The sequence below is a fragment of the Mycobacterium sp. 1245852.3 genome, from assembly GCF_001669335.1.
In the GTDB taxonomy this organism is placed as follows: Bacteria; Actinomycetota; Actinomycetes; order Mycobacteriales; family Mycobacteriaceae; genus Mycobacterium; species Mycobacterium europaeum_A.
This window is the reverse complement of sequence record NZ_LZLL01000192.1, coordinates 1-23959: the sequence shown is the minus strand read 5'-3', so window position 1 is coordinate 23959 and position 23959 is coordinate 1. Positions and strand designations below refer to the sequence as shown.

Below are 23959 nucleotides of genomic sequence, written 5' to 3'. Positions count from 1 at the left end.
TTCGCTCTGCATCGTCGCCGTCGCGGATCATCCGGGCCTCAAGCCTTTCCGTTCGGCGTCAGCATGGAGTCTCGGGGGTCGAAGGGGCATCCGCCGCCCTCGACGTGCGCGACGTACTCGTCACGGAAGAACTTGATCGACGACATCACCGGGCTGGCGGCACCATCACCCAAGGCGCAGAACGACTTTCCGAGAATGGTGTCGGAGATGTCGAGCAGCTTGCCAATGTCGTCGCTGGTGCCCTTGCCGGTTTCCAGCCGCTCGTAGATCTGGTCCAGCCAGAACGTGCCCTCGCGGCACGGCGTGCATTTTCCGCAGGATTCGTGCTTGTAGAAGTACGTCCAGCGCCGCACGGCGCGAACCACGCAGGTGGTCTCGTCGAAGATCTCGAGCGCCTTGGTGCCCAGCATCGAGCCGACCCCGCCGACGCCCTCGTAGTCCAGCGGCACGTCGAGGTGCTCGTCGGTCAGCAGCGGGGTCGACGAGCCGCCGGGTGTCCAGAACTTCAGCCGGTGCCCGGCGCGCACGCCGCCGGCGTAGGCGAGCAACTCCCGCAACGTGATTCCCAGCGGGGCCTCGTACTGGCCGGGGCGGGTGACGTGACCGGACAGCGAATACAGCGTGAAGCCCGGGGATTTCTCGCTGCCCATCGAACGGAACCAGTCCACGCCGTTGCCGATGATCGGCGGCACGCTGGCGATGGTCTCGACGTTGTTGATCACGGTGGGGCAGCCGTACAGCCCGGCCACGGCGGGAAACGGCGGGCGCAGCCGCGGCTGGCCGCGACGGCCCTCCAGGGAGTCCAGCAGCGCGGTTTCCTCACCGCAGATGTAGGCACCGGCGCCGGCGTGCACCACCAGTTCGAGGTCGAAGCCGGAGCCGTTGATGTCGCGGCCCAGATAGCCCGCGGCGTAGGCCTCGGCCACCGCGTTCTGCAGGCGGCGCAGCACCGGCAGCACCTCCCCGCGCACGTAGATGAACGCGTGGCTGGCCCGGATCGCGTAGGCGGCGATGATGACACCCTCGACGAGGACGTGCGGTGTCGCCAGCATCAGCGGAATGTCTTTGCACGTCCCGGGTTCCGACTCGTCGGCGTTGACGACCAAGTAATGCGGTTTGGCCGCCGCCCCGGTGTCGCCCTGCGGGATGAACGACCACTTCGTGCCCGTCGAGAAGCCCGCGCCGCCGCGCCCGCGCAGCCCGGAGTCCTTTACCAGCCCGATCACCTCGTCGGGCTCCATCGCCAGGGCCCTCTTCATCGCCTCGTATCCACCGTGGCGGTGATACGTCTGCAGGCTCCAGGACTCGGGATCGTCCCAGAAGCGGCTGATGACCGGAGTGAGCGGCGTCGCCTGCGAGGTGTCCGAAGTCGTTGTCATTGCTGGCCTTCCGGCGCGCCGGGCGCCTGCATGCCGAGTTCCTTGGCTACCTTCAGGCCGGCTAGGGTGGCGGCGCCGGCGCCGCCCTGGCCTTGGTCGGGACGCTCGTCGGGCAGGCCGGCCAGGATGCGCGACGTTTCGCGGAAGACGCACAGCGGCGCTCCGCGAGTGGGCGGCTTGGGCTCGCCGGCGCGCAGCGAGTCGACGAGTTCGCGCGCCGAGTCCGGCGTCTGGTTGTCGAAGAATTCCCAGTTGACCATCACCACCGGCGCGTAATCGCAGGCGGCGTTGCACTCGATGTGTTGCAAGGTGACCGACCCGTCGGCGGTGGTCTCATCGTTGCCGACGCCCAGGTGTTCTTTCAGGGCGTCGAAGATGGCGTCGCCACCCATGATGGCGCACAACGTGTTTGTGCAGACACCGACGAGATAATCGCCGGTGGGACCCCGGCGATACATGGTGTAAAAGCTGGCCACCGCGGACACTTCCGCCCCCGTGAGGCCCAGTTGCTCACCGCAGAACTCCAGCCCCGCCGGCGTCAGGTAGGAATCCTCGGCCTGCACCAGGTGCAGCAACGGCAGCAGCGCCGAGCGCTTGTTCGGGTAGCGCCCCATGATCTCCTTGGCGTCGACCTCCAGCCGCGCCCGCACCTCGGGTGGATACGTCTTGGGCGCACCCTCGACGACGAACGCGTTGGGCTCGTCGGGCGGTGGACCGAGCCGGATGAAGACCGGCTGTCCCTGCGGCCCGGTCACCGATCCACCCCGCCCATGACCGGGTCGATGCTGGCGACCGCGGTGATCAGATCGGCGACCATGCCGCCTTCGCACATCGCCGCCACCGACTGCAGATTGGTGAAGGAGGGGTCTCGATAGTGCACCCGATAGGGCCGGGTGCCGCCGTCACTGACCATGTGCACGCCCAGCTCCCCGCGCGGCGACTCGACTGCCGTGTAAACCTGGCCCGCGGGAACCCTGATGCCCTCGGTGACCAGTTTGAAGTGGTGGATCAGCGCTTCCATCGAGCCGCCCATGATCTTGGCGATGTGCTCCTGCGAGTTGCCCATGCCGTCGGGGCCCACCTTCAGGTCGGCCGGCCAGGCGATCTTGCGGTCCTCGACCATGGTCGGGCCGGGCTTCAGCTTGTCCAGACACTGCTCGACGATCTTGATCGACTCCCACATCTCGTTGACGCGAATCATGTAGCGCCCGTAAGCATCACACGTGTCTTCGGTGATCACGTCGAATTCGTAGTTTTCATATCCGCAGTACGGCTCGCTCTTGCGCAGATCGTGGGGCAGCCCGGTGGCACGCAGAATGGGTCCGGTGATGCCCAGCGCGATGCACCCGGTCAGATCCAAATAACCGACGTCCTGGGTGCGGGCCTTCCAGATGGCGTTCTCGTTGAGCAGACCGCTCATTTCGCGCAGCACCTGCTTGAGCCCCTTGAGGCCCTCGACGATCTCGGTCTCCGCGTTGGGCGGCAAGTCCTGCGCCACACCACCGGGCCGGACGTAGGCGCTGTTCATCCGCAGGCCGGTGATCGATTCGAACAGGGTCAGCACGATCTCGCGCCCCCGGAAGCCGACGAACATCGGGGTCATGGCACCCAGCTCCATGCCGCCGGTGGCCAACGCCACCAGATGCGACGAGATCCGGTTGAGCTCCATCATCATCACCCGGATGACGTTGACCCGCTCCGGTATCTGGTCGGTGATGCCGAGCAGCTTCTCCACGCCCAGGCAGTAGGCCGTCTCGTTGAAAAACGGTGCGAGGTAATCCATCCGGGTCACGAACGTGACGCCTTGGGTCCAGTAGCGGTATTCGAGGTTCTTTTCGATGCCGGTGTGCAGATACCCGATGCCGCAACGGGCGTCGGTCACCGTCTCGCCCTCGATCTCGAGGATCAGCCGCAGCACCCCGTGGGTGGACGGATGCTGGGGGCCCATGTTGACGATGATGCGTTCGCCGGGGTCGGCGCCGCGGGCGGCTTCGACGACCTTGTCCCAGTCCTGACCGCCGGCGACCACGAACTTCTCGCCGGCGCCGTCGTGCGTCGCTTCGGTGGTAGTGCTCATCAGTTGTACGCTCTCCGCTCGTCGGGCGGGGGTATTTGTGCGCCTTTGTATTCGACGGGAATCCCGCCGAGGGGGTAGTCCTTGCGCTGGGGGTGTCCGTGCCAGTCGTCGGGCATCTCGATGCGGGTCAACGACGGATGTCCGTCGAAGATGATGCCGAAGAAGTCGTAGGTCTCCCGCTCGTGCCAGTCGGTGGTCGGATAGATCCCGAACAGCGAGGGGATGTGCGGATCACTATCGGGCGCAGACACTTCCAGGCGGACACGCCGGTTGTGCGTGATCGACTGCAGCGGGTACACCGCGTGCAGTTCGCGACCCGTCTCGTGCGGGTAATGCACCCCGCTGACGCCCAGGCACATTTCGAAGCGCAGTTGGGGGGCGTCCCGCAGCCGATGAGCGACCTGCACCAGCGCGTCGCGGCGGACGTGCAGGGTGAGTTCGTCGCGGTACACCACGACTTTCTCGATGGCGTCGGTGAATTCGACGTTGTCCTGGTTCAACGCCGCGGCCAGGCCGTCGACCACCTCGTCGAAATAACCGCCGTAGGGCCGCGGGCTGCTGCCCGGCAGCACCACCTCGCGCACCAGCCGTCCGTAACCGGACGTGTCGCCCGTGCCCTTGGCGCCGAACATGCCGCGGCGCACGTCGATTACCTCTTCGTCGGCGCCGCTGATCGCTTGCTTGGGATCTTGGTCCGGCGTGCTCATCGCAGCAGTCCGCGCATCTCGATCGTGGGCCGCGCCGACAGCGCCGCCTGCTCGGCCTCGGCGATGGCGGTCTCCCGGTTGACGCCCAGCGGCATCTCCTGAATCTTCTCGTGCAGCTTCAGGATTGCGTACAGCAGCATCTCCGGTCGCGGTGGGCAGCCGGGCAGGTAGATGTCCACCGGAACCACGTGGTCGACGCCCTGCACCACCGCGTAGTTGTTGAACATTCCGCCGGACGACGCGCAGACGCCCATGGCCAGCACCCATTTCGGTTCGGCCATCTGGTCATAGATCTGCCGCAGGACGGGGGCCATCTTCTGGCTGACCCGCCCGGCGACGATCATCAGATCGGCCTGGCGTGGGGTGGCCGAGAAGCGCTCCATGCCGAACCGGGCGATGTCGAATCGTGGCCCGGCCGTTGCCATCATCTCGATGGCGCAGCAGGCCAACCCGAATGTCGCCGGCCACAGTGAGTTCTTGCGGACGTAGCCCGCAACCTTCTCGACTGTGGACAGCAGGATCCCGCCGGGCAGCTGTTCCTCAAGACCCACGTCTTACCTCAATCCCACGTCAGGCCGCCGCGGCGCCACACGTAGGCGTAGGCCACGAAAACCGTCAGCATGAAAATCACCATTTCGACCAGAGCGAAAGTGCCCAGCGCGTCATAGCTGACAGCCCAGGGATACAGGAACACGATTTCGATGTCGAAGACGATGAAGAGCATCGCGGTGAGGTAGTACTTCACCGGAAAGCGCTGCCCGGCCGTCGCATGCGGGCCGCTCACCGATGTCTCGGTGGGTTCGATTCCACACTCGTAGGCCGACATCTTCGACTTGTTGAACCGTGACGGGCCGGCCAGGCTCGCGATCGCCACCGAGCCCACGGCAAAGGCGGTGGCGATGGCGCCTAGCACCAGGATGGGTATGTAGACGTTCAACTCGCTCCATGATCCGTCGTACGAGCCGCCTGCAGCGGCCAGGCGGTAACCGGGCTGCTGTGACGAACTGGGTCGCAAGCCCGCCACAGTGATTTACAACATAGCGTCGCGGCGTGCAGTGCGCTTGTCCGGGGTGGGCATTTTGCAGTATTGGCGGTGCCACGCAGCGCTGTGCTGCGCAAACTCGATAGCCGGTGAAACCAACGCCCGTCGCCGGACGCGATCCGCCACATCGGCTAGGCGGGGAGCACCAGCAAAGGCGCTGCTGCGCCGATCGCTGCGGCGCTAAAGATCAACGGCGTCGCCAGGGCGGACAGGCCCGCATTCGGTGGCGCGAAAACAGTGGTCGCAGCAAAGCCGCGACGCGGACTGGAGTCAGCTAACCGGTGCCCGCAGCAGGTTGAGCACCGTGCGTCCCAGCACGATCGGGTCGATGGGGTGGGGCACCGCGCCCTCGGCCCGCGACCAGGAGGCCAACCACGCGTCGTCGGGCCGCCCGGTCAGCACGACCAGGGGCGGGCAGTTCTCGAGTTCGTCTTTGAGCTGCTTTGCGATTCCCATCCCGCCGGTCGGAGTGGCCTCGCCGTCCAGGATGGCCAAGTCGATGCCGCCCTTGTCCATCGTCGCCACCACCATCGGCCCCGTCGCCACCTCGACATAGCTGAGCTCGGGCAGATCGGGGTGCAGCTGCTTGCCCAGCGCCCGCATCACCCGTTCGCGGGTTTGGACGTTGCTGCTGTAGACGAGGATCCGCAGGGCGACGCTGGACTGGGGGGTGGAGTCGGGCACGGTGCAGATGCTACTGGTGTCGCACCCGGTTGGGCGGGAGTGCCCGCAGAAATCCTTTAATGCGATGCCCGCACGAAGATGGCGTCCGCGGCGACGGTTGCCGTGGAGCTCATCATGCCGAGGCGGTTCCAACCCAGGTCGAACCGGTCGCGATCGAGCTTGGTTTCGCCGGTGATTCGGATCGAGCCGTCCTCCAGCTCGGAGATCGTGACCGGCAGCGTCACCTCCTCGGTGACGCCCTTGATGGTGAAGGTCGCCCGAAGGTCGGCGGCCTTGCCCTTCGTCGGGTGCACCGCGGTCACCACGACGCTGATCTCAGCGAAGCGGTCGACGTCGAAGAAGTCGGCCGAGCGCAGGTGTGTGTCGCGACGGCCGATGCCAGTGTCCAGTGAGGCGGTCCGGATGTCGACGCGGCCGAAAACCGCTCCGTTGCCGCTCAGTTGGCCGTCGCCGGTGAAGTCGGTGAAGCGGCCCTTGACGTTCAGCAGGCCCCACATGTTGCGGATCTTGAACGTGATGGCCGAGCGATCCCGCACCAGGTTCCACGCGCCGGCCATGTCGGGATCGTGAAGCAGTGTCTCCAAAGTCGTCATCGTCACCCCAAGTGTCGTCACCCGCAAGTGTCGTGGCGAATCTAGCGCTAGTTCAGCAACGGCGCGATCCCTGCGGGATCGAAATATTCGTCGATGCGCTCGATCAGGCCGTTGGTGCCCACCCTGATCACGATGCAGACCCGCAGCGAGATCGACTGTCCGGCATGCCCGGTGGCGTGCAAGATGTGCTGCTGGACGAAGCCCCGCGCGGATCCCTGCGAAGAATCCGCGAAGATCTGCCGGTCGAGGATTTCGTAGCGGCGCTGCGTGGTGGCGCCGATGAACCACTCGATGACCCGCATCGCGCGGGCCTTGTCGTCCGCTGTGAGTGGGCCGCGGCGCGAGCCGACGCGCCATACCGCGATGTCGTCGCTCCACATCGCGTCGACCGCGTCGACGTCGCCGCGTTCGATCGCCGTGAACAGGCGGTTGGCCGCATCGATGACCGTCTCGGCGCTGGAAGCGGGCATGCCTGGCTCCTCTGTCGCTCGCGGGGCTATTCGCTGTCGTATCCGGGGTGCGCGACGGCCAATCGGCGTCGTACCAGGGTGCGCAGGCACGCGGTGACCCGCTCCGCTTGGCCGTCCAACTCGCCGGAGCGTATCGCGGCGGCCAGCTTTTCCTCGTCGGCGAAGCCCAGGTCGGCCAGTGCCGCGCGGGATCGGGCCGCGCTGTCGTCGCGCAGTTCGCGTTCGACGATGCGCAGCGCGTTGGCGGCGACGCGGGCGTGGAAGTTGACCTGCCCCTCGGTCGCCCCGCGCACGTCGTTCTCCAGGAATTCGGCGACCGCGGCGACGAGTTCGGCGGCCCGCGGGCGGCCGTGTGCGCCGGTCACGGTTGCGCCCGGCCCCGATTGCCCGCCTCCTCCTCGCGCCACCGCGCGGCGCGCATCGTCGGCGGGCGCGAGCAGGTTGAGCAGGTCCCACTCGGTCTCGCACACCCGGCGGCCGATGGTGGCCAACTCGACCGAGCGATGTTGCCCGCTCAGGTGCCGCTCGGCCTGGAAGCGGCAGATGACGCCCCAGCGCAGGGTGGCCAGCACCAGCCACCAGTGAAACGCCATCCGGTCGACGGTAGTCCCGCTGGCCTGCTCGTAGGCCCGTAGGAAGCTTTCGATGTTGCCCAAGCCGCCGGCGCCGAGGCTGGCCGGAGCGCCGAATCGCCAGGCCCGGATGCAGAACCAGGCCAGGTCTTCGTAGGCCTCCCCGACGTGCACGAGTTCCCAGTCCAGCACCGCGGCAAGGTTTGACCCGTCGACGATCAGGTTGCCCATCCGAAAATCGCCGTGTACCAACACCGCCGGCGACGGTGGGGGACGGTGCGCGGTCAGCCAGCGAAACCCCCACTCGAAGGTTGCGGTGGTGTCGCCCATGTCGTCGAGGCGTTGCCGCCATTCGGCGAGTTGATCCTCGTGGGTCAGATCCGGGACGTCTGGGTCGGCGCGGTGAATGGCGGCCGCCGCCTGCGCGCACTGCTGCAGCAATTGCGCGCGGGCCGCCGGTCCGTCGGCGCGCTCCAGCTGACGCTGGATGCGCCGCACGATGGTCTCGCCCTTGATCTCGTCACAGATCAGGAACGGATTGCCCAGTGCGGCGGGCGAATTGTCGGCGATCAACACGTGGGGGACCGGCGCGCCGGCGGCGCGTGCGGCGGCCTGCGTCCTGGCTTCCAGCTCCATCCCGGCATGCACATCGTCGGGTGGGCCGGTGCGCAGAATCAGTGCGCGACGCTGCGCGCCGGTGACGGCCTCGAACGCCCAGGTGGTCCTGCTGGCGCCACCGGTCAACGCCCGCAGATTCACGACCGCGGTGTCGGCGCCAAGGGCGGCCGAGAGCACCCCGGCCAGTTTGGTGCCCAGCTCCGCTGACTCGATGCTGTCCATCACTTCTTGCCGAATTTGAACAGCCGCTGCGCCACCCGGCGGATCTGTATTTCCTCGGCGCCCTCGGTGATCCGGTAGCGACGGTGGTGGCGGTAGATGTGTTCGAACGGCTCGTGGCGGCTGTAGCCGAGGCCGCCGAAGATCTGCATGGCGCGGTCGGCGGCGTCGCACACCAGGCGGTTGGCGCGGTAGTTCGCCATCGACACCTTGTCCGAGACCTCCATGTGGTGGTCGCGGTCGAGATGCCAGGCGGCGTAGTGCACCAGCAGCCGCACCATTTGCGCTTCGGTCGCCAACTCGGCCAGCGGCCACTGGACCGCTTGGTTGACCGACAGCGGCTTGCCGAACACCGTTCGGGCGCCGGCGTATTCGGCGGCCCGGTCGATGCAGTATTGCGCCGCCCCCAGGCTGCTGGCAGCTTGCCGAATTCGATTCTCGTGCAAGAAGGTTTGCGCGACTTCCAGCCCGCGGTCCACCTCACCGAGCACCGCATCGGCGGGAATCCGCACATCGGTGAGCTCGACCTCGCCGTGGTCGGTCGGCATGTTGAACGTCCACCAGTAGTAGGGGACGTTGAATCCGGGGGTGTCCGTCGGCACCAGAAACGCGGTGATGCCCCGGGCGCTGCCGGGCTCACCGGAGGTGCGGGCGAAGACCAGGTCGTGGGTCGCGCGGTGGACCCCCGTGTTGAACCGCTTGGAGCCGTTGATCACCCAGCTGTCGCCGTCGCGTTCGGCGTGCGTTTCCAGCCAGGTGGCATCCGAACCGTGCTTGGGTTCGGTCAGCCCGAAGGCCATGGACCGCTCCCCGGTGATCAACGCCTCCGACCACGCCTTGCGCTGCTCGTCGGTGCCGAACCGCTCCATCATGATCACCTGCGGGAAGTTGCCGACAATCGACGACTCGTTCTGCAGGTCGTTGTGCAGGCCAAGGCCCTTGTGCGCCAAGTGCTCCCGGATGATCGCCATGTCGACGTTGCTGCCGTCGCGGCCGCCCAGCGAGGCGGGCAGTCCGTAGCGCAGCCAACCTGCCTTGTCGGCTCGTCGGCGCATCTCGGAGAGCAGGTCCTCCCACTCGCGCGTCGGGATCCCGTCGTTGTCCCAGTCGGTGCGCGCATGCTCGCGACGCTGGTCGAAGTACTGGATGTTCTCACGTTCCAGCGGCTTGATCTCGGTCTCGATGAACTCGTCCATCTCGGCGAGCACGCCCGGGAGGTGTTCTGGCAGGGTGAAATCCACGGTTATCTCCTCGCGGTTCTCGCGTTACGCACCATAGAGAGTCTTCTTCCACACCGTCGACAGCGTGGCGATCGCGTCCTCGTCGCTGATCTCCATGCCGAGACCCGACTGCCCGACGAAGACGGTGGTGAAGTTCTCGAACAACAGCGCGATGGCCGCCGCCGTGTGTTGCGGGTTGAGCTCGGCGCCGTAGCCCTGCTCCTGCGCACGCCGCACCGATGCCGCCACGATGTCCACGCCGAAGCGGCGAAACTCGTTCTGCACGGCCGCAAACCGCTGCTGGGTGGCGGCCAGCTGGGCGACCGCGATCATGATGCCGATGTTCTGTTTGAACATGTTCCAGTAGCCGGTGACCACCGAGGTGAAGAAGGCGTCGTCGTCGGGCGAGTCCGGCAGGTGAACGCTCAGCCCCGACGGCGTCACCACCTCGTGCAGGAACGACTCCGCGAGTCCGGCCAGCAGGTCTTCCTTGTCGGCGAAGTATCGGTAGAAGACCGCCGGTGATTTGCCCGCGGCCGAGGTGATGTCGGCCAGGGTGGTGCCGTGAAAGCCCCGTTCGGCAAACAGTTTACGGGCGGCCTGTTCGATGGCCTGCCTGGTCTGGCGACCTTTGGCGGTCAGCTCGCGGGCTGCCTCCGGGGCGGACATTCAGTTCCCCCGCACTTACTGTCGCTTTCGGTCGCCGGCCCGCAACAGGGCGCTCGGCAGGTCGTGTCCGACCAGCGATTTCGCCACGTCGGCGGCGGCGATGGCGGCGTGCAGGTCGACGTCGACGTCGATGCCGCTGTCGCCCAACAGGTACACCAGATCCTCGGTGGCGATGTTGCCGGTGGCGCCCGGCGCGAAGGGGCAGCCGCCCAGCCCGCCGGCCGAGGAGTCCAGCCGGGTCACCCCGGAGTTGACCGCGGCGTAGGCGCTGGCCAGCCCGGAGCCGCGGGTGTTGTGGAAGTGTCCGCCCAGCGGCAGGTCGCCGATCACCGGACGTAGTTGCGCGATAAGCGAACTCACCCGGCCCGGGGTGGTGGTGCCGATGGTGTCGGCGATGGACAGGCGGTCGGCGCCGCGCTCGCGGGCGGCCGCCGCGATCTCGAGCACCCGCTGGGGCGGGGTGGGGCCTTCGAAGGGTGAGTCCCAGGCGGTGGCGATGACGACTTCGACGGTGACATTGCTGCCATGGGCGATGGCGATGATCTCGTCGATCGCCTCGGTGGCCTCGGCGCTGCTGCGTCCGACGTTGGCCTTGCTGAAGGTGTCGTCGGCGGCCACCACGTATTCGATGGAGCGCAACCCGGCGGCGACGGCCCGCTTGGCGCCGTTGGGACTGGCCACCAGGGCCGAGAATTCGATGTCGGGATAGTCGTGCAGATGGGCGGCCAACTCGGCGGCATCGGCCATCGACGGCACCTTCGTCGGGGAGACGAATGCAGTGACCTCGACCTCGCGGACCCCGGTCGCCGCCACCGCGGCCAGCAGTTCCAGCTTGGCCGACAACGGGATTGGCGTTTCGATCTGCAGACCGTCGCGCAGGGCCACCTCGCGGATGTCGACGTGAGTCATCGGCGCAGCTCCTCCTCATCGCTCCGCTCTGCATCGTCGCCGGCGCGGGCGGTCATAGCACCTCCTCGGAGCGCAGCTCCGCGAGCTCCTCGGCCGTCTTGCCCAGCAACCCGATGAAGACGTCGTCATTGTGCTGGCCCGGACGGGCTGGCCCGGCGTGGCGCAGGCGGCCGGGCGATTCCGAGAGCACCGGCACGATGCCCGGGCCCAGCACGTTGCGCTGCAGCCGCTCGTCGTAGTGCTCGATCAACATGTCGCGGGCGCGCAGCTGCGGGTCGTTGACCACCTCGGCGACGGTGTTGATCGGACCGGCGATCACCCCTGCGGCGGACAGGGTTTCGATGATGTCAGCGGGCCGGCGTTGCGCCGCCCAGGCGCCGATGATGTTGTCGAGTTCGTCCTGGTTGCGGCCACGCGCGACGTGGGTGGCGAACCGGTCGTCGGTGGCCAGCTCCGGGCGGCACATCGCCTTGCACAGCCGGGCGAACACGGTGTCCTGGTTGGCGGCGATCACCACCCACGAACCGTCGGCGCTGCGGTAGATGTTCGAGGGCGCGATGCCGTCGAGCCGGGTGCCCGACGGTCCACGCACCACTCCGCCGACATCATAGTCGGGAATGGTGGATTCCTGTACGGCCAAACATGATTCGGTCAATGCGACGTCGACCACCTGGCCGCGCCCGGTGACACTGCGCCGGTACAGCGCGGCCAGCGCGCCCTGCGCGCCGAACATGCCGGCCAGGCTGTCACCGAGCGAGAGCGCCAGGCGGGGCGGCGGCCCGCCGGGGAAACCGTTGAGGTGCCGCAGTCCGCTGGCCGCTTCGGCGACCGAGGCGTAGCCGGCCTTGGTGGCATCGGGTCCGGTCTGCCCGTAGCCCGACACCCGCACCAGGATGATCCCCGGATTGCGCTCGCTGAGGACGTCGTAGCCCAGGCTCCATTTTTCCAGCGTGCCGGGGCGAAAGTTCTCCACCACGATGTCGGATTTCTCGACAAGGTCGCAGAACAGCTCGCGCCCGCGGGGGTGGCGCAAGTCCAGGGTGATCGCCTTCTTGTTGCGCGCGTGCACCGTCCAGAAGACGTGTTGGCCGTCGAGTTCGGCCTGGCCCCAGGTGCGTAGCGGGTCCGGGGCTTTGGGCAGTTCCACCTTGATCACGTCGGCGCCCATGTCGGCGAGAAGTCGCCCGGCGAAGGGACCGGCGATCAGGGTGCCCAGTTCGAGCACCCGAATGCCGTCCAGGGGGCCGGTCACCGTCATTCGGCGCTCGCGAAGTCGTGCCGCACCAGCCAGTCGGTGACGATGGTGACGGCAGCCCGCAGCGCGTCGCGCTGGTCGGGTCCGGCGTAATAGTGTGTGGCGCCGGGGATTTCGTGCATTTCCTTGTCCTCATGTCCGATCGCCTGGAACAGCCGCCGGGTATGGCTGGGCGTGCAGGCGTCATCCGCAAGATTACCGATCACCAGCGCCGGGATCGCGATATCGGGCCCGCAGGCCACCGCGTCGCCGCGCGCGTCGTCATAGCTCCACTGCGACAGCCAGCCGCGCAGGGTGCAGAACCGGGCCAGTCCGACGGGGCTCATGTTCACCACCTGAGGATCCCCCAGATAGCAGGTGCCCGGGGCGCGTTCGTTGGGATCGACGGTCGGGTCCAGCCAGCGCGGGTCCGCCATGGTGCCGTGCACGACGAAGCCGAACTCGTCGTCGGGCCGCCCGGCTGCAGCCAGCTCGGCCAGCTTGTCCCTGACCCATGCGGTGATGCGGCGGTTGCGGTCGATCTGCGCCTGCCGGTAGCGATCCAGAAATTCTTGGCTGTACGGCGGCTGATTGGGGTTGTCGGGGTTGTACAGGTCCAGTTCGGGATCGCGCTTGGTGGGGTCGGATTCGTCGAGGATGGACGCGTCCAGCCATTCGGTCAGCGTGCCGTGCCGGCTGATGTGCGCGGCGAGCAGCATGATGCCGTCGGCGGCGGGCAGGTCGAGTTTGGTGAGGTCGGGGCCGTCGCCGGTCGGGCTGGACGTGATGGTCGGATTCTGCGCCTGCTGCTGATAGAACACCGACAGCGAGCCGCCGCCACTCCATCCGGCCAGCACCACCTTGGCGTAGCCCAGCCGCTTTTTGGCGTCCTTGATGCACTCGCCGAGATCCTCGACCACCTTCTCCATCAGCAGCGCCGAGTCGGTGCCGCGGAAGCGGCTGTTGCAATAGATGACGTGATGGCCGGCGCGGGCCAGCGCGTTGATCATTGGCAGGTAGGCCCCGCCGCCGATGGGATGCATGAACACCAGCACGGTGTCCGACGGCTTGTCCTTCGGCTTGAGCAGGTAGCTCTCCAACACGGTGATCTCGGCCAGGCCGCCGTAGACGTCGCGGACCCCGGAATTGTTTTGAAACGCAACGAGATAGGGGATCCGGTCGTACTCGTGTTTCACAGCCGTTTTCATTGACGCCGCTCCTCCTCATCGCTTCGCTCTGCATCGTCGCCGGCGTGCCTCATGTCAGTGTTGTCCTAGGTCGTGGGCCAGTACTTCGGCCGACGGGGTCAGCCGCCGCCGGGTGTCGATGGCGATCACCTGCCAGTCGACGCGCGAGTAGTCGCCGAATTTGCGTCGCGCCCGTTCTCGGGCCTTTTCGGGTGCGCCGTGGTGAACCCCTTGTGGCGCATGCGAAATCAAGCCCGGCGGCATCGGGATGCCGTACAGCGAGCCGCCGTGGAAGAAGGCGATCTCGTCGTAGTCGACGTTGCGGTGATACCACGGGGTGCGTTCGGTGCCCGGAATCCCCTCGGCGGGCTTGGGCAGGAAGTTCATCACGTAGACGCCGGTGGCCTGCATGAACAGGTGCACGGTCGGCGGCAGGTGCACGCTGTCGGAGGTGACCACGTTGTAGTCGGCGATGTTGAAGGTGAACGCGAAGTTGTCGCCACGCCAGCCCTCGACGTCCAGCGGATTGTGTTGGTAGAACAGCGTTGTCGGGCCGCCCTCATGGATGAGCCGGACCTCGAACTCGCCGTCGGTTGCGTCAGGGTCGGCCGGTGCCGGCTCCGGGATGACGACCTGCGACGGGTCGAACGGGAAGTGGCGGCCCAGCGCGCCCGGCGGCGGCACCCGGAACTCGTCGGTGGCCTCGATCATCAGCATCGTCGTCGCGCTGTCGGGGAGCTGGCGCCAGGTGCAGGACTTCGGGATGTACAGCCAGTCACCCTCCCGGTAGCGCAGCGGCCCGAATTCGGTCTCGGCCAGGCCGCTGCCCCGGTGAACGAAGCACAGCAGGTCGCCGTCGACATGACGGACGAAGAACGGCATCGGCTCGAGACGTCGGCTCAACAGGATTCGACAGTCGTCGTTGCTGAACATCAGCAGCGGCCCACCGCCGGCTTCGGTGGCGTCGCTGGGCTTGAGCTCGCTGGACAGCACGTCGATGGGCCGCAGCGGCCCGACCGACCGATAGGCGGTGGGATCGTGGCGCCGGTAGAGATTGGCGGTGCGGCCGGTGAATCCGCCCCGGCCCAACTCGTCGTCCTTGAGGCCGTCGAGGTCGGCATGCAGGCGGCGCGGTGTTCGGCCTTTTCGCAGGTGCACAAAAGATTCCACGGACGGCTCCTCCGACGGGGGACCAGCTCGCTGCCGATCAGGAGTGCAAAACTGAAAGTGACATTACTTTCTCTTTTTGGGCGACACAAGTGCCGTGGCGCGAGCCACAACGCCACTGACGGTCGACCCACCTGTGCCGAAACCGCCGTGGCCAATGACCAGATGCGGCGCCTAACTGCGGACGCGCAGCACGACCTTTCCCTTGGCGCTGCGGTTCTCCAGGGAGGCGACCGCGGTGGCGGCCTGCTCCAGCGGGTAGGCCACCGGCTCGGGCGGGGCCAACTCCCCGGAGGTGAGCAACCGTTCGAGTCCGGCCCATTGCTCGGCCAGCGCGCCCGGATGCGTCCCGGCCCACGCGCCCCAGCCCACGCCGACCACGTCAACGTTGTTGAGTAGCAACCGATTTACCTTCACTGTGGGAATCTCACCGCCGGTGAACCCGACCACCAGCAGCCGCCCGCCGGGGGCCAGCGACCGCAGCGAATCGGTGAATCGGTCGCCGCCGACCGGGTCGACGACGATGTCGACGCCACGTCCGTGGGTCAACTCCTTGACCGCGTCCTTGAAACCGTCGGCCAGCACCACATCCGTCGCGCCGGCCGCCGTGGCGATGTCGGCCTTGTCCTGCGTGCTGACCACGGCGATGGTGCGTGACGCGCCCAGCGCCGGCGCCAGCCGCAGCGCCGAAGTTCCGATGCCGCCGGCCGCGCCGTGCACCAGAACCGTCTCGCCACGCTGCAGCCGACCCCGCACGGTCAGCGCGAAGTACACCGTCAAGTCGTTGAACAGCAGGCCGGCGCCCGCCTCGAAGCTCACATTGTCGGGCAGCTTGAACACCCGATCCGGAGCCAACACCGCGACCTCGGCCATGCCGCCGGACAGCATCGTCAGCCCGACGACCCGGTCGCCGGCGCTCACGTTCGCGCCCTCGGGTGCCGACCGGACCACGCCGGCGATCTCGGCGCCGAGCACGAACGGCAACTCCGGGCGGTACTGGTAGAGGCCGCGGGTGAGCAGGGCGTCCGGGAAGGCCACCCCGGCGGCGTGCACGTCGACGACGACCCCGTCGCCCGACGGTTCGTCGATGTCGGTCAGCTCGACCGCGTCCGGACCATCGAGTCGAGTCACCTGTACCGCGCGCATGCCACCAGAGCCTACTGGCCGCTCAGAAGCCGCCGGCCACCCGCACTACGGCCCGGCCGGAGAACTTGCCGGCGCGCACCTGGTCGATCACGCCGACGACATCTTTCACGTCGACGTCGCTGACCAGCGCGTCCAGGTGGCGTGGCCGCAACGAGTCGCCGAGCCGGGCCCACAATTCGCGGCGCGCGCCGATCGGCATCAGCACCGAGTCCATGCCCAGCAGTGCGACGCCACGCAGGATGAAGGGCAACACCGTGGTGTGCAGCGCCGGACCGCCGGTGAGGCCGCTGGCCGCCACGGCGCCGCCGTAGTCGACGGTGCTGAGCACGTCGGCCAGCGTCGCGCCGCCCACGCAGTCGACCCCGCCCGCCCAGCGTGCCTTGCCGAGCGGCCGCGGCTTGGCGTCGGGGTCGGCGGGCAGCCGCCCGATAACCTCTACCGCGCCAAGGTTTTTCAGCCGGTCGGCGGCCTCGGCCTTACCGGTGGAGGCGACCACCTGGTAGCCGGCGGTCGCCAGCAGGTCGACGCTGACCGAGCCGACTCCGCCGGTGGCCCCGGTGACGACGATGGGACCGGCGTCGGGCGCGATGCCCCAGTCGATCAGGGCCTGCACGCTCATCGCCGCGGTGAAGCCCGCGGTCCCGATCGCGGCGCCCTCGTGTGGACTCAACGCGCCGAGCGCGACCACCTGGTCGGCCGGCAACCGCGCGTATTCGGCGTAGCCGCCGTGGTGGCCGGTGCCGATCGCGTACCCGTGGGCCAGCACCTGGTCACCGACCGCGAAGTCGGCCGACGTCGACTCCACCACCTCGCCGGTCAGGTCGATGCCCGGCACCACCGGGTAGTCGCGCACCACACCGCCTCCCGGCGTCAGCGCCAGGGCGTCCTTGTAGTTGACGCTGGAGTACAGGACCCGGACGGTCACTTCGCCGGGCGGCAGATCATCCGGGCGAAGGGTTTCGACCGACGCGGTTATCCGGTCGCCATCTTGACGCGCGACGAGCGCGTGAAAAGTGTCCATGCCTTGACCTAACCTCACCGCAGAGCAAAGCGACACTGCCGGATTCCGCCGAGTGGCGTACCTGAGTTACTTGAGCTCGGACGAAGACAGTCCCAGCAGCCGGCGAGCGACCACCAACTGCTGGATCTGCTGCGTGCCCTCGAAGATGTCCAAGATCTTCGAGTCGCGCGCCCATTTCTCCAGCAGCGTCTGCTCGGAATAGCCTGTGGTGCCTGCCAATTCGACGGTCTTGAGCGTGACGTCGGTGGCCATCCGGCCGGCCTTCGCCTTGCTCATCGACGCTTCTTTGGAGTTGGGGATCTTGTTGTCGGCCTGCCATGCCGCCCGCAGCGACAGCAGGTAGGCGGCCTCCCAGTCGGCTTCCATCCGGATGAACTCGGCCGCGGCGGCGCTCTGGACGTGCGAGGGCTTGTCGTAGGAGATCTCGACACCGGCCTCGGTGAGGATCTTGCGAATCTCCTCCAAGGCGGCGCGGCCGACGCCGACGGCCATGGCCGCGACGATGGGCCGGGTGTTGTCGAAGGTCTCCATTACCCCGGAAAAGCCCTTGCCCACCTCGATTTCGGGGTTGCCGAGCAGGTTTTCCTTCGGGATACGGGCGTTGTCGAACCGGATGACCGCGGTGTCGGAACCCTTGATCCCGAGCTTGTGCTCGAGCCGTTCGACCGTGACACCGGGATGCTCACGCGGCACGACGAACGACTTGATCGCCGCGCGGCCCTGCGCCTTGTCGAGCGTCGCCCACACCACGATGTGGGTGGCGCGCGAGCCGGCCGTGACGAAGATTTTCTCGCCGTTGATCACGTATTCGTCGCCGTCCAGGGTGGCGGTGGTCGACACCGCCGCGGAGTCCGAGCCGAAGCCGGGTTCGGTGATGGCCATCGCCGCCCACACCTTGCCCAGTCGTTGCAGCTGTTCCTCGTTTGCGACGGCGGAGATCGCGGCGTTGCCCAGGCCCTGGTAGGGGACCGACAGCATCATCGCGAGATCGCCCCAGCTGGCTTCCAGGGTTTGCAGCAGCGCCGCCATGTTGGCGCCGTTGTGGTTCTTGTCGCGTTCTTCGTCCTCGCCGCCCAGCGCGTTGGCTCCGGCGAATTCGATTGACTCCGAGGCCCCTTCGAACAGGCTGAACAGGGTGTCGAGCTCGACGGGGTACGCGTGCTCTTTGAGGTCGTACTTGCGGGCGATCGGCCGCATCAACTCGGCGGCGCCCTGATGGGTCTTGGTCGTCACCGCTTGCATCTTGCGGGGAAGTTCCAGATTGATTGCCATGATTGAACTTTCACTCGAATGGGTTAACGACTTAGATGACGACGACGCCCTCGGCCACACCGATGGCCCGCAGGTCGCGGTACCAGCGTTCGACGGGGTGCTCTTTCGTGTAGCCGTGGCCGCCCAGCAGCTGGACGCCGTCCAGGCCGATCTGCATGCCCTTGTCCGCGCCGAGCCGCTTGGCCAGCGCCGCCTCGCGGACGAACGGCAGGCCTTGCTCGGCGCGCGCCGCGCCGCGCCAGGTGATCAGCCGCAGACCGTCCAATTCGATGGCGATGTTGGCGCACATGAAGGCCACCGCTTGCCGGTGGGCGATCGGCTCACCGAAGGCGTGGCGCTCCTTGACGTACGGGACGACGTAGTCGAGCACCGCGTGCGAGGTGCCGACGGTCAGCGCCGCCCAGCCGAGCCGGGACAGCGCGATCGCCTCGGAGTAGTCCTCGTCGGTGGCCTCGTCCTCGCCGAGCCGGGCGCTGCGCGGCACCGTCACCCCGGAGAGTTCGACGTGGCCCAGTGCCGCCGCGCGAATCCCCATACTCGGATCCGGTTTTACGCTAAGGCCTTTGGTCGAGGATTCGACGATGAACAGGGCCGGCTTGCCATCCAGCTGCGCGCCGACGATGAAGAGCTCGGCATCGGCCGCGGCCGGCACCAACGACTTCACCCCGTCGAGACGGTATCCGCTCGGGGTGCGCACCGCGGTGGTCTTGAGCCGGGTGGGGTCGAAGAGCGGTTGTGGCTCGGCGATGGCCACGCAGGCCTGCGGCACGTTCTCGCCGGCGAACTCGGGCAGGTAGGTGGCCTGCTGATCGGCGCTGCCCCAATGGGTCAGCGCGGAGGCCACGCCTCCCGGCGCCAGCAGCGGCAGCGCCAGGCCCATGTCGCCGTAGGCCAGCGCCTCGGCGACCAGCACGTTGGTCACGCTGGACCGGTGCGCGGCGATGCCGTCGAAGTCCTCGGGGATGTTGATCGCAGTGATGCCCAGCTCGGCGGCCTTGGCGATCAACTCGGGCGGGTAGGTGGCCGCCTCGTCGGCGTCGTGTGCGGCGGGCCGCAGCACTTCCTCGGCGAACTCGTCGAGGGTCTCGACGATCATCTTCTGTTCGTCGTCCGGCGTCAGATCGAAGTAGTCCTTGCCGCTGGACTTGAGCCGGGTCGGCCCGCCGCGCAGGTTCTGAATTCGCTTGAATTCCCGGGACGAGGTGGCGGCGGTGGAGAAGACCGTCTTGGTGCCGTAGCGCAGCGCGCGGTTGAGCGGGTCACGCAGCCGGTATTTGTCCAGGAATTCCTGCCCGACGAGCGGGGTGATCAGCGCGATGGCGATGTCGACGCCGGTGCGTTTGTGGGGTTGTAGCCCGACGGCGGATTTGTGGTCGCGTCGTTTGACGCGGGAGCGGGCGGATGTCTGTTGAGAACCGGAACCGGTCATTTTCGGCAGCCTCAGGTCGTTGGGCGATGCGGATAGCGCCGATCTTACTCCGGAGTAAGTTCACGGAGAACACTTGTTAACTAATTCACAGCGAGGCTGTCGAGCACCTGCTGCTGCAACAGGCCGTTGGTGGCCACGGCGCTGCCGTGATGCGGTCCGGCGGTGCCGTCCAGGGCCGTCAGCGTCCCGCCCGCTTCGCGCACCAGGATGTCGAGCGCCGCGAGGTCCCACACGGACACTTCGGGTTCTGCGGCGATGTCGACGGCGCCTTCGGCGAGCAGGCAATAGGACAGAAAGTCGCCGAAGGCGCGCACCCGCCAGACGGCGTCGGTCAGCGCGATGAATCGATCCCGCACACCCAGCTGCGCCCACCCGGACAGGCTGGAGAACGAGAGGCTCGCCGAATTCAGTTGTGCCACTGAGGAAACCGAGAGTCGGCGCGCGGGCGCACCGTTGATAGCGACGAACGCGCCCTGGGCGTGCGCGGCCCACCACCGGCGTTGCAACGCCGGGGCGCTCACGGCGCCGACGACGGGGATGCCGTCTTGGAGCAATGCGACCAGGGTGGCCCACACCGGCACCCCGCGGACGAAGTTCTTGGTGCCGTCGATCGGGTCGATGATCCACTGACGTCCGGTGAAGGTGGTGTCGCCGCCGAACTCCTCACCGACGATGCTGTCGTCGGGCCGTTCGCGCGCGAGCACCTCGCGCAGCTCGGTTTCGACCGCGCGATCGGCGTCCGTCACCGGCGTCAGGTCGGGTTTTGTGTCGACGCGCAGGTCCAGCGCGCCGAATCGGGCGGAGGTCAGCGCGTCTGCGCGGTCGGCCAGCGTCAGTGCCAGCGCCAGATCGTCCTGGCTGTTGTGCACGCTCCTCCTCATCGCTTCACTTCGGATCGTCGCCGGCGCGACTCATGACGCAGTCTTATCACGGTCCTACCATGGCGTCGTGTGGGAATTCGGACTGCTGCTTTTGCTGGTGGCCATCTTGGGGGTGTTTCTCGTCCAGCGGTTCGTCCCGCGCGGCCCGCGAGGTGAGCTGCTCAGCGGCACGCTGCTGGTCACCGGGATCAGCCCCCGCCCCGATGCCACCGGCGAACAATTCGTCACCATCGCCGGCGTGATCAACGGTCCCACCGTCAACGAACACGCGGTGTATCAGCGCATGGCCGTCGACGTGAACCAGTGGCCGACCATCGGCCAGCTGTTTCCGGTGGTGTATTCGCCGAGGAATCCGGACAACTGGAAATTCGCCCCCGCGGTTCCGCCGCCCGCGCCGCCGCAGCCGCCCGCGGGCTGAGCGTCCGTCAGCCGGCCGCGGGTGGGCGCGTCATCACCGTGATCCGCCTGCCGTAGCGGGGGACCACGAGCGCCGCCCGGCGGACCGTCCCGCCCGGAAGTCCGGGTATGCCCGGCGTGGATCCGGTTGGGGTCACCAGTTCGGTCGCCGTCAGGTCGGCCAGGCCGCTGCCCGGCGCTGCCGCGGCGGGATTGCCGGCCGCGGTCGTCCAGCCGGCCGGCACGGACATCGGGCCGATCCGTCCGGCCCGCGCTAGCACCGCGTCGACGTTGCCCAGGCCTGAGGTGGCAGCGCTGAGTGCGGGCGCCTTGGGCAGTGCGACCGGGGCGGCCGCGAGGTTCGGCAAGATGCCTAAGTTCTTGTCGGCCTGGATGATTCCGGCGGTAGTGCCCTCGGTGGTGAAAATGGATCTGAACGTGGTCTGGGCGCCCTGGATGGTGTCGAGAATCCGGAAGAGTTGCGACGACGAATTGGAAGTCGGGGAGTTCACCACCACCTGCGAACCCGAGTTGGTGCCCGAGTTCGAGGCATCCGCGGCGGCTTTGACGACGGCGTCCTGCTGTGCCGCCACCCCGTCGGTAGTGGTGGTCCGTCGCGGGAAGGAGAACGGCGAGAACTGGGCTGCCGCAGTCGAACTGGCGGAATAGCCGTACATCGCGGCGGCGTCCTGAGCCCAGTATTCGGCGTATTGGGCTTCGGTGGCCGCGATGGCCGCGGTGTTCTGGCCGAAGAAGTTCGTTGCCACCAGGGTCGCCAATTGGGTGCGATTGGCGGCGACCACCGGCGGGGGCACGGTCATGGCATGCGCCAGCTCGTAGGCCGCTGCGGCGGCCCGGGCCTGCGTTGCCGTCTGCTGAGCAAGTTCGGCGGTCATATACAGCCACGCGACGTAGGGGGCGGCACCGGCCGCCATCGCCTGGGCTGCGGGGCCGTGCCAGTACACACCCGTCAGACCGGACAGCACCGATTCGTACACCGCGGCCGTGACGCCCAGCTCGGCCGCGAGCGAATCCCAGCCTCCCGCGGCAGCCAACAGCGAGGCCGACCCGGGACCTGCGTACATCCGGCCGGAGTTCACCTCCGGCGGAAGAAAGCCGAATTCCATGTCTTACAGCTTTAAAGGCTGCGTGAAGCGAAACTGCTTGCGGCGGAGCATTGTTCCTATGACCGGCGGCAGTCGGCGGATTGGCGACACGTCACCCGGCGGCCGGCGGGCGTGGCATCACGGTGAGCCGCACGCCGTAGCGGGGCGGCGCACCCGCGCCGGCGGACCGGGCGGCACCGCCGCCGGGCATGCCCGGGTAGCCGGGATATCCGGACGCGATCGGCTCTTCGGTTCCCGGCAGCGTGGTGAAGCCGGCGGGTTCCAAAGGCGAGATGTGGGTGCTCGTGGGCGCGGCCCAGCTTGCGGGCACCGACATCGGCCCGATCGTGCCGGCGTGCGAGAGGGTCGCGGTGACGTTGCCCAGCCCACCGCCCAGGCCCGAGGCGGCGCCGCGCAGTGCCGGCGCCGCGAGGGCGGGAGCGACATTGGCCGCGGCCGCACCGGGCTTGGCCAGAATGCCCAAATTGTTCTCCGCGCCGATGATGCCGGACACGAACTGCTCCATGTTGTACGGAGCGCTGAAGCCGAGGCCCGTCCCCTGGATGGCGTCGAGGACCCGGAAGGCGTTATTGCCCGAGTTCGTTGTCGACGCATCAAGGTAGTAGTTATTCACCGTCCCAGACGGGTCGTTCAGTGCCGAAAGCGTCTGCGTGGCGGCCTTGTTCACGCTGGAATTGGTGTTGGCCGCGGCCACGGCGGCGTTTTGGTCACTCACCCCGGAGTCGGTGGTGGACTTGCTTGCGGTGCCGAAGCGCGGCAACTGCGTCGTCGCCGCCCTCGACGACACCGAGTAGCCGGCCATCGCGGCGGCGTCCTGCGCCCAGAAATCGGCGTACTGTGCCTCGGTGTCGGCGATGGCCGCGGTGTTCTGGCCCACGATGTTCGTCGCCACCAGCGACGCCACCAGCGTGCGGTTGGCGGCGATCACCGGCGGCGGCACGGTCATCGCATACGCCTGCTCATAGGCCGCCGCGGCCGTCCGCGCCTGCATGGCCGTCTGCTTCGTCTGTTCGGCGGTCGCCTGCAGCCAGCCCACGTAGCGGGCGGCCGCGTACGCCATCGACTCGGCGGCGGCGCCGCGCCATTGCAGGTCCAGGCCCGCGAGCACCGACTCGTAGGACTCGGCGGTGGAGGCCAGTTCGGCCGACAGCGCGTCCCAGCTTCCGGCGGCGGCCAACAGCGAGGCCAATCCGGGTCCGGTGTACATCCGGGCGGAGTTGATTTCGGGTGGAAAGAAAGCCCAATCCATGGGTGATACGTCCCCTCAATGTGCGGTTTTCGGACAAACGCCACCGGCGCCGGCGCTCGCCGCATCGGCGTGTTTTTCGGATCTATGGGCCGCTCCCGCGATTCGCTCGGCCGGTCGGCGAAGCTCACCCCCGTCAGATGAGAGGGCGGCCCGGCGCGTTGACACCACGCCCGTTCGGGCGGGCGGCGTGGTGCTTACCGGGATGGCGGAGAGTGCGCGCAGGGCATCACGAAAGACCTTCGGGGGTTCGGGCCCTTTAAAAGTCGCAGGTGCCGCCGATGCTTGCGGGGTTTTGCCTATTTCACGGCTGGGACCAGGCAGAATTCAGTTTCTGTTCACCTATCGTTCATTTTCCGTTCACCGTGGGCAACGCCTAACTTGACGTCTGTTGAACAACGAAAGTATTTGACGTGCTTGGTATCTGGTCGCGGCGTGGTTCGTCACGCGCGATGGTTGAGGTTGTCGACCACTTCCTGCAGCGTCTCGGGATGCCGCAGGAACGGCGTGATGATGCCGACCCTGTCCGAGAGTCCGGCGTCGCTGCAGCCGCGGTACGTGCAGACGCTGCTGGAGTTGGGGGCGGATCAGAACTCGACCGTCGTCTCCCCGCTACCGGTCGGCATCATCACGCCGTTCCTGCGGCATCCCGAGACGCTGCAGGAAGTGGTCGACAACCTCAACCATCGCGCGT

Annotated in this window: 24 protein-coding genes and 1 pseudogene; 2 read left to right on the top strand and 23 right to left on the bottom strand. The window is 67.5% G+C overall.

Going from position 1 to position 23959, the window contains the following annotated elements:
• Window positions 1-38: 38 nt before the first annotated feature.
• From nuoF to hisN, 21 genes are all read right to left on the bottom strand, one after another.
• Complete coding sequence (gene nuoF, locus A9W96_RS08620; RefSeq protein WP_067138977.1) at window positions 39-1379, bottom strand: NADH-quinone oxidoreductase subunit NuoF; 1341 nt, start codon at window positions 1377-1379, stop codon at window positions 39-41.
• Complete coding sequence (gene nuoE, locus A9W96_RS08615; RefSeq protein WP_067138974.1) at window positions 1376-2134, bottom strand: NADH-quinone oxidoreductase subunit NuoE; 759 nt, start codon at window positions 2132-2134, stop codon at window positions 1376-1378. The genes nuoF and nuoE overlap by 4 nt, the downstream gene beginning before the upstream one ends.
• Window positions 2131-3456, bottom strand: a complete 1326-nt coding sequence (nuoD, locus tag A9W96_RS08610) for an NADH dehydrogenase (quinone) subunit D (RefSeq protein ID WP_066870839.1) — start codon at window positions 3454-3456, stop codon at window positions 2131-2133. The genes nuoE and nuoD overlap by 4 nt, the downstream gene beginning before the upstream one ends.
• Complete coding sequence (locus A9W96_RS08605; RefSeq protein ID WP_067138971.1) at window positions 3456-4163, bottom strand: NADH-quinone oxidoreductase subunit C; 708 nt, start codon at window positions 4161-4163, stop codon at window positions 3456-3458. The genes nuoD and A9W96_RS08605 overlap by 1 nt, the downstream gene beginning before the upstream one ends.
• Window positions 4160-4714 (bottom strand): NADH-quinone oxidoreductase subunit B family protein, encoded by a 555-nt coding sequence (locus tag A9W96_RS08600; RefSeq protein ID WP_007772881.1) that lies wholly within the window; start codon window positions 4712-4714, stop codon window positions 4160-4162. Before A9W96_RS08600 ends, A9W96_RS08605 begins: the two co-directional genes overlap by 4 nt.
• 8 nt (window positions 4715-4722) lie before the next feature.
• Window positions 4723-5100, bottom strand: a complete 378-nt coding sequence (locus A9W96_RS08595) for an NADH-quinone oxidoreductase subunit A (protein ID WP_007772880.1) — start codon at window positions 5098-5100, stop codon at window positions 4723-4725.
• Window positions 5101-5475: 375 nt separating this feature from the next.
• The gene (locus tag A9W96_RS08590) at window positions 5476-5889 is read right to left on the bottom strand and encodes a response regulator (protein WP_066870833.1); all 414 of its coding nucleotides are present in this window, start codon (window positions 5887-5889) and stop codon (window positions 5476-5478) included.
• A 56-nt stretch (window positions 5890-5945) separates the two neighbouring features.
• Window positions 5946-6482 (bottom strand): YceI family protein, encoded by a 537-nt coding sequence (locus A9W96_RS08585; protein WP_067139038.1) that lies wholly within the window; start codon window positions 6480-6482, stop codon window positions 5946-5948.
• Between the two features lie 47 nt (window positions 6483-6529).
• Window positions 6530-6952 carry a nuclear transport factor 2 family protein gene (locus tag A9W96_RS08580; protein WP_067138968.1) on the bottom strand — a complete coding sequence of 141 codons (423 nt, stop codon included), beginning with the start codon at window positions 6950-6952 and terminating at the stop codon, window positions 6530-6532.
• A gap of 26 nt (window positions 6953-6978) precedes the next feature.
• On the bottom strand, window positions 6979-8364 hold the full coding sequence (locus A9W96_RS08575) for a phosphotransferase family protein (RefSeq protein ID WP_067138965.1): 1386 nt from the start codon (window positions 8362-8364) through the stop codon (window positions 6979-6981).
• Window positions 8364-9602, bottom strand: coding sequence for an acyl-CoA dehydrogenase family protein (locus A9W96_RS08570; RefSeq protein ID WP_067138962.1), 1239 nt, complete (start codon window positions 9600-9602; stop codon window positions 8364-8366). Before A9W96_RS08570 ends, A9W96_RS08575 begins: the two co-directional genes overlap by 1 nt.
• A gap of 24 nt (window positions 9603-9626) precedes the next feature.
• Window positions 9627-10250: a TetR/AcrR family transcriptional regulator gene (locus tag A9W96_RS08565; protein ID WP_067138959.1), complete on the bottom strand. Its 624-nt coding sequence runs from the start codon at window positions 10248-10250 to the stop codon at window positions 9627-9629.
• 15 nt (window positions 10251-10265) lie between these two features.
• Window positions 10266-11159, bottom strand: a complete 894-nt coding sequence (locus A9W96_RS08560) for a hydroxymethylglutaryl-CoA lyase (protein WP_067138956.1) — start codon at window positions 11157-11159, stop codon at window positions 10266-10268.
• 52 nt (window positions 11160-11211) lie between these two features.
• Window positions 11212-12417 carry a CaiB/BaiF CoA-transferase family protein gene (locus A9W96_RS08555; RefSeq protein WP_066870815.1) on the bottom strand — a complete coding sequence of 402 codons (1206 nt, stop codon included), beginning with the start codon at window positions 12415-12417 and terminating at the stop codon, window positions 11212-11214.
• Entirely contained in the window at window positions 12414-13601 is a 1188-nt protein-coding gene (locus A9W96_RS08550; RefSeq protein WP_067138953.1) for a S9 family peptidase, read from the bottom strand. Before A9W96_RS08550 ends, A9W96_RS08555 begins: the two co-directional genes overlap by 4 nt.
• 54 nt (window positions 13602-13655) lie before the next feature.
• Window positions 13656-14750, bottom strand: coding sequence for a homogentisate 1,2-dioxygenase (locus A9W96_RS08545; RefSeq protein ID WP_067138950.1), 1095 nt, complete (start codon window positions 14748-14750; stop codon window positions 13656-13658).
• Window positions 14751-14921: 171 nt separating this feature from the next.
• Window positions 14922-15893, bottom strand: coding sequence for an NADPH:quinone oxidoreductase family protein (locus tag A9W96_RS08540; RefSeq protein ID WP_066870804.1), 972 nt, complete (start codon window positions 15891-15893; stop codon window positions 14922-14924).
• Between the two features lie 22 nt (window positions 15894-15915).
• Window positions 15916-16914, bottom strand: a complete 999-nt coding sequence (locus tag A9W96_RS08535) for an acryloyl-CoA reductase (RefSeq protein ID WP_067138947.1) — start codon at window positions 16912-16914, stop codon at window positions 15916-15918.
• Between the two features lie 66 nt (window positions 16915-16980).
• Complete coding sequence (locus A9W96_RS08530) at window positions 16981-18186, bottom strand: acyl-CoA dehydrogenase family protein (protein ID WP_066870799.1); 1206 nt, start codon at window positions 18184-18186, stop codon at window positions 16981-16983.
• Between the two features lie 31 nt (window positions 18187-18217).
• Entirely contained in the window at window positions 18218-19615 is a 1398-nt protein-coding gene (locus A9W96_RS08525; RefSeq protein ID WP_067138944.1) for an acyl-CoA dehydrogenase family protein, read from the bottom strand.
• A gap of 80 nt (window positions 19616-19695) precedes the next feature.
• Window positions 19696-20496, bottom strand: a complete 801-nt coding sequence (gene hisN, locus A9W96_RS08520) for a histidinol-phosphatase (RefSeq protein ID WP_067138941.1) — start codon at window positions 20494-20496, stop codon at window positions 19696-19698.
• Window positions 20497-20563: 67 nt separating this feature from the next.
• Between hisN and A9W96_RS08515 the strand changes: the two genes are divergently transcribed.
• On the top strand, window positions 20564-20914 hold the full coding sequence (locus A9W96_RS08515; protein WP_066865197.1) for a hypothetical protein: 351 nt from the start codon (window positions 20564-20566) through the stop codon (window positions 20912-20914).
• A gap of 7 nt (window positions 20915-20921) precedes the next feature.
• Here the strand turns inward: A9W96_RS08515 and A9W96_RS08510 are convergent, their stop codons facing one another.
• Window positions 20922-22019: a PPE family protein gene (locus A9W96_RS08510; protein ID WP_067138937.1), complete on the bottom strand. Its 1098-nt coding sequence runs from the start codon at window positions 22017-22019 to the stop codon at window positions 20922-20924.
• 91 nt (window positions 22020-22110) lie between these two features.
• Window positions 22111-23268: a PPE family protein gene (locus A9W96_RS08505; protein ID WP_067138934.1), complete on the bottom strand. Its 1158-nt coding sequence runs from the start codon at window positions 23266-23268 to the stop codon at window positions 22111-22113.
• Window positions 23269-23784: 516 nt separating this feature from the next.
• On the opposite strand from A9W96_RS08505, the pseudogene A9W96_RS08500 reads away from it, so the two are divergent.
• A pseudogene (locus A9W96_RS08500) lies at window positions 23785-23959 on the top strand (slipin family protein); the annotation flags it as partial.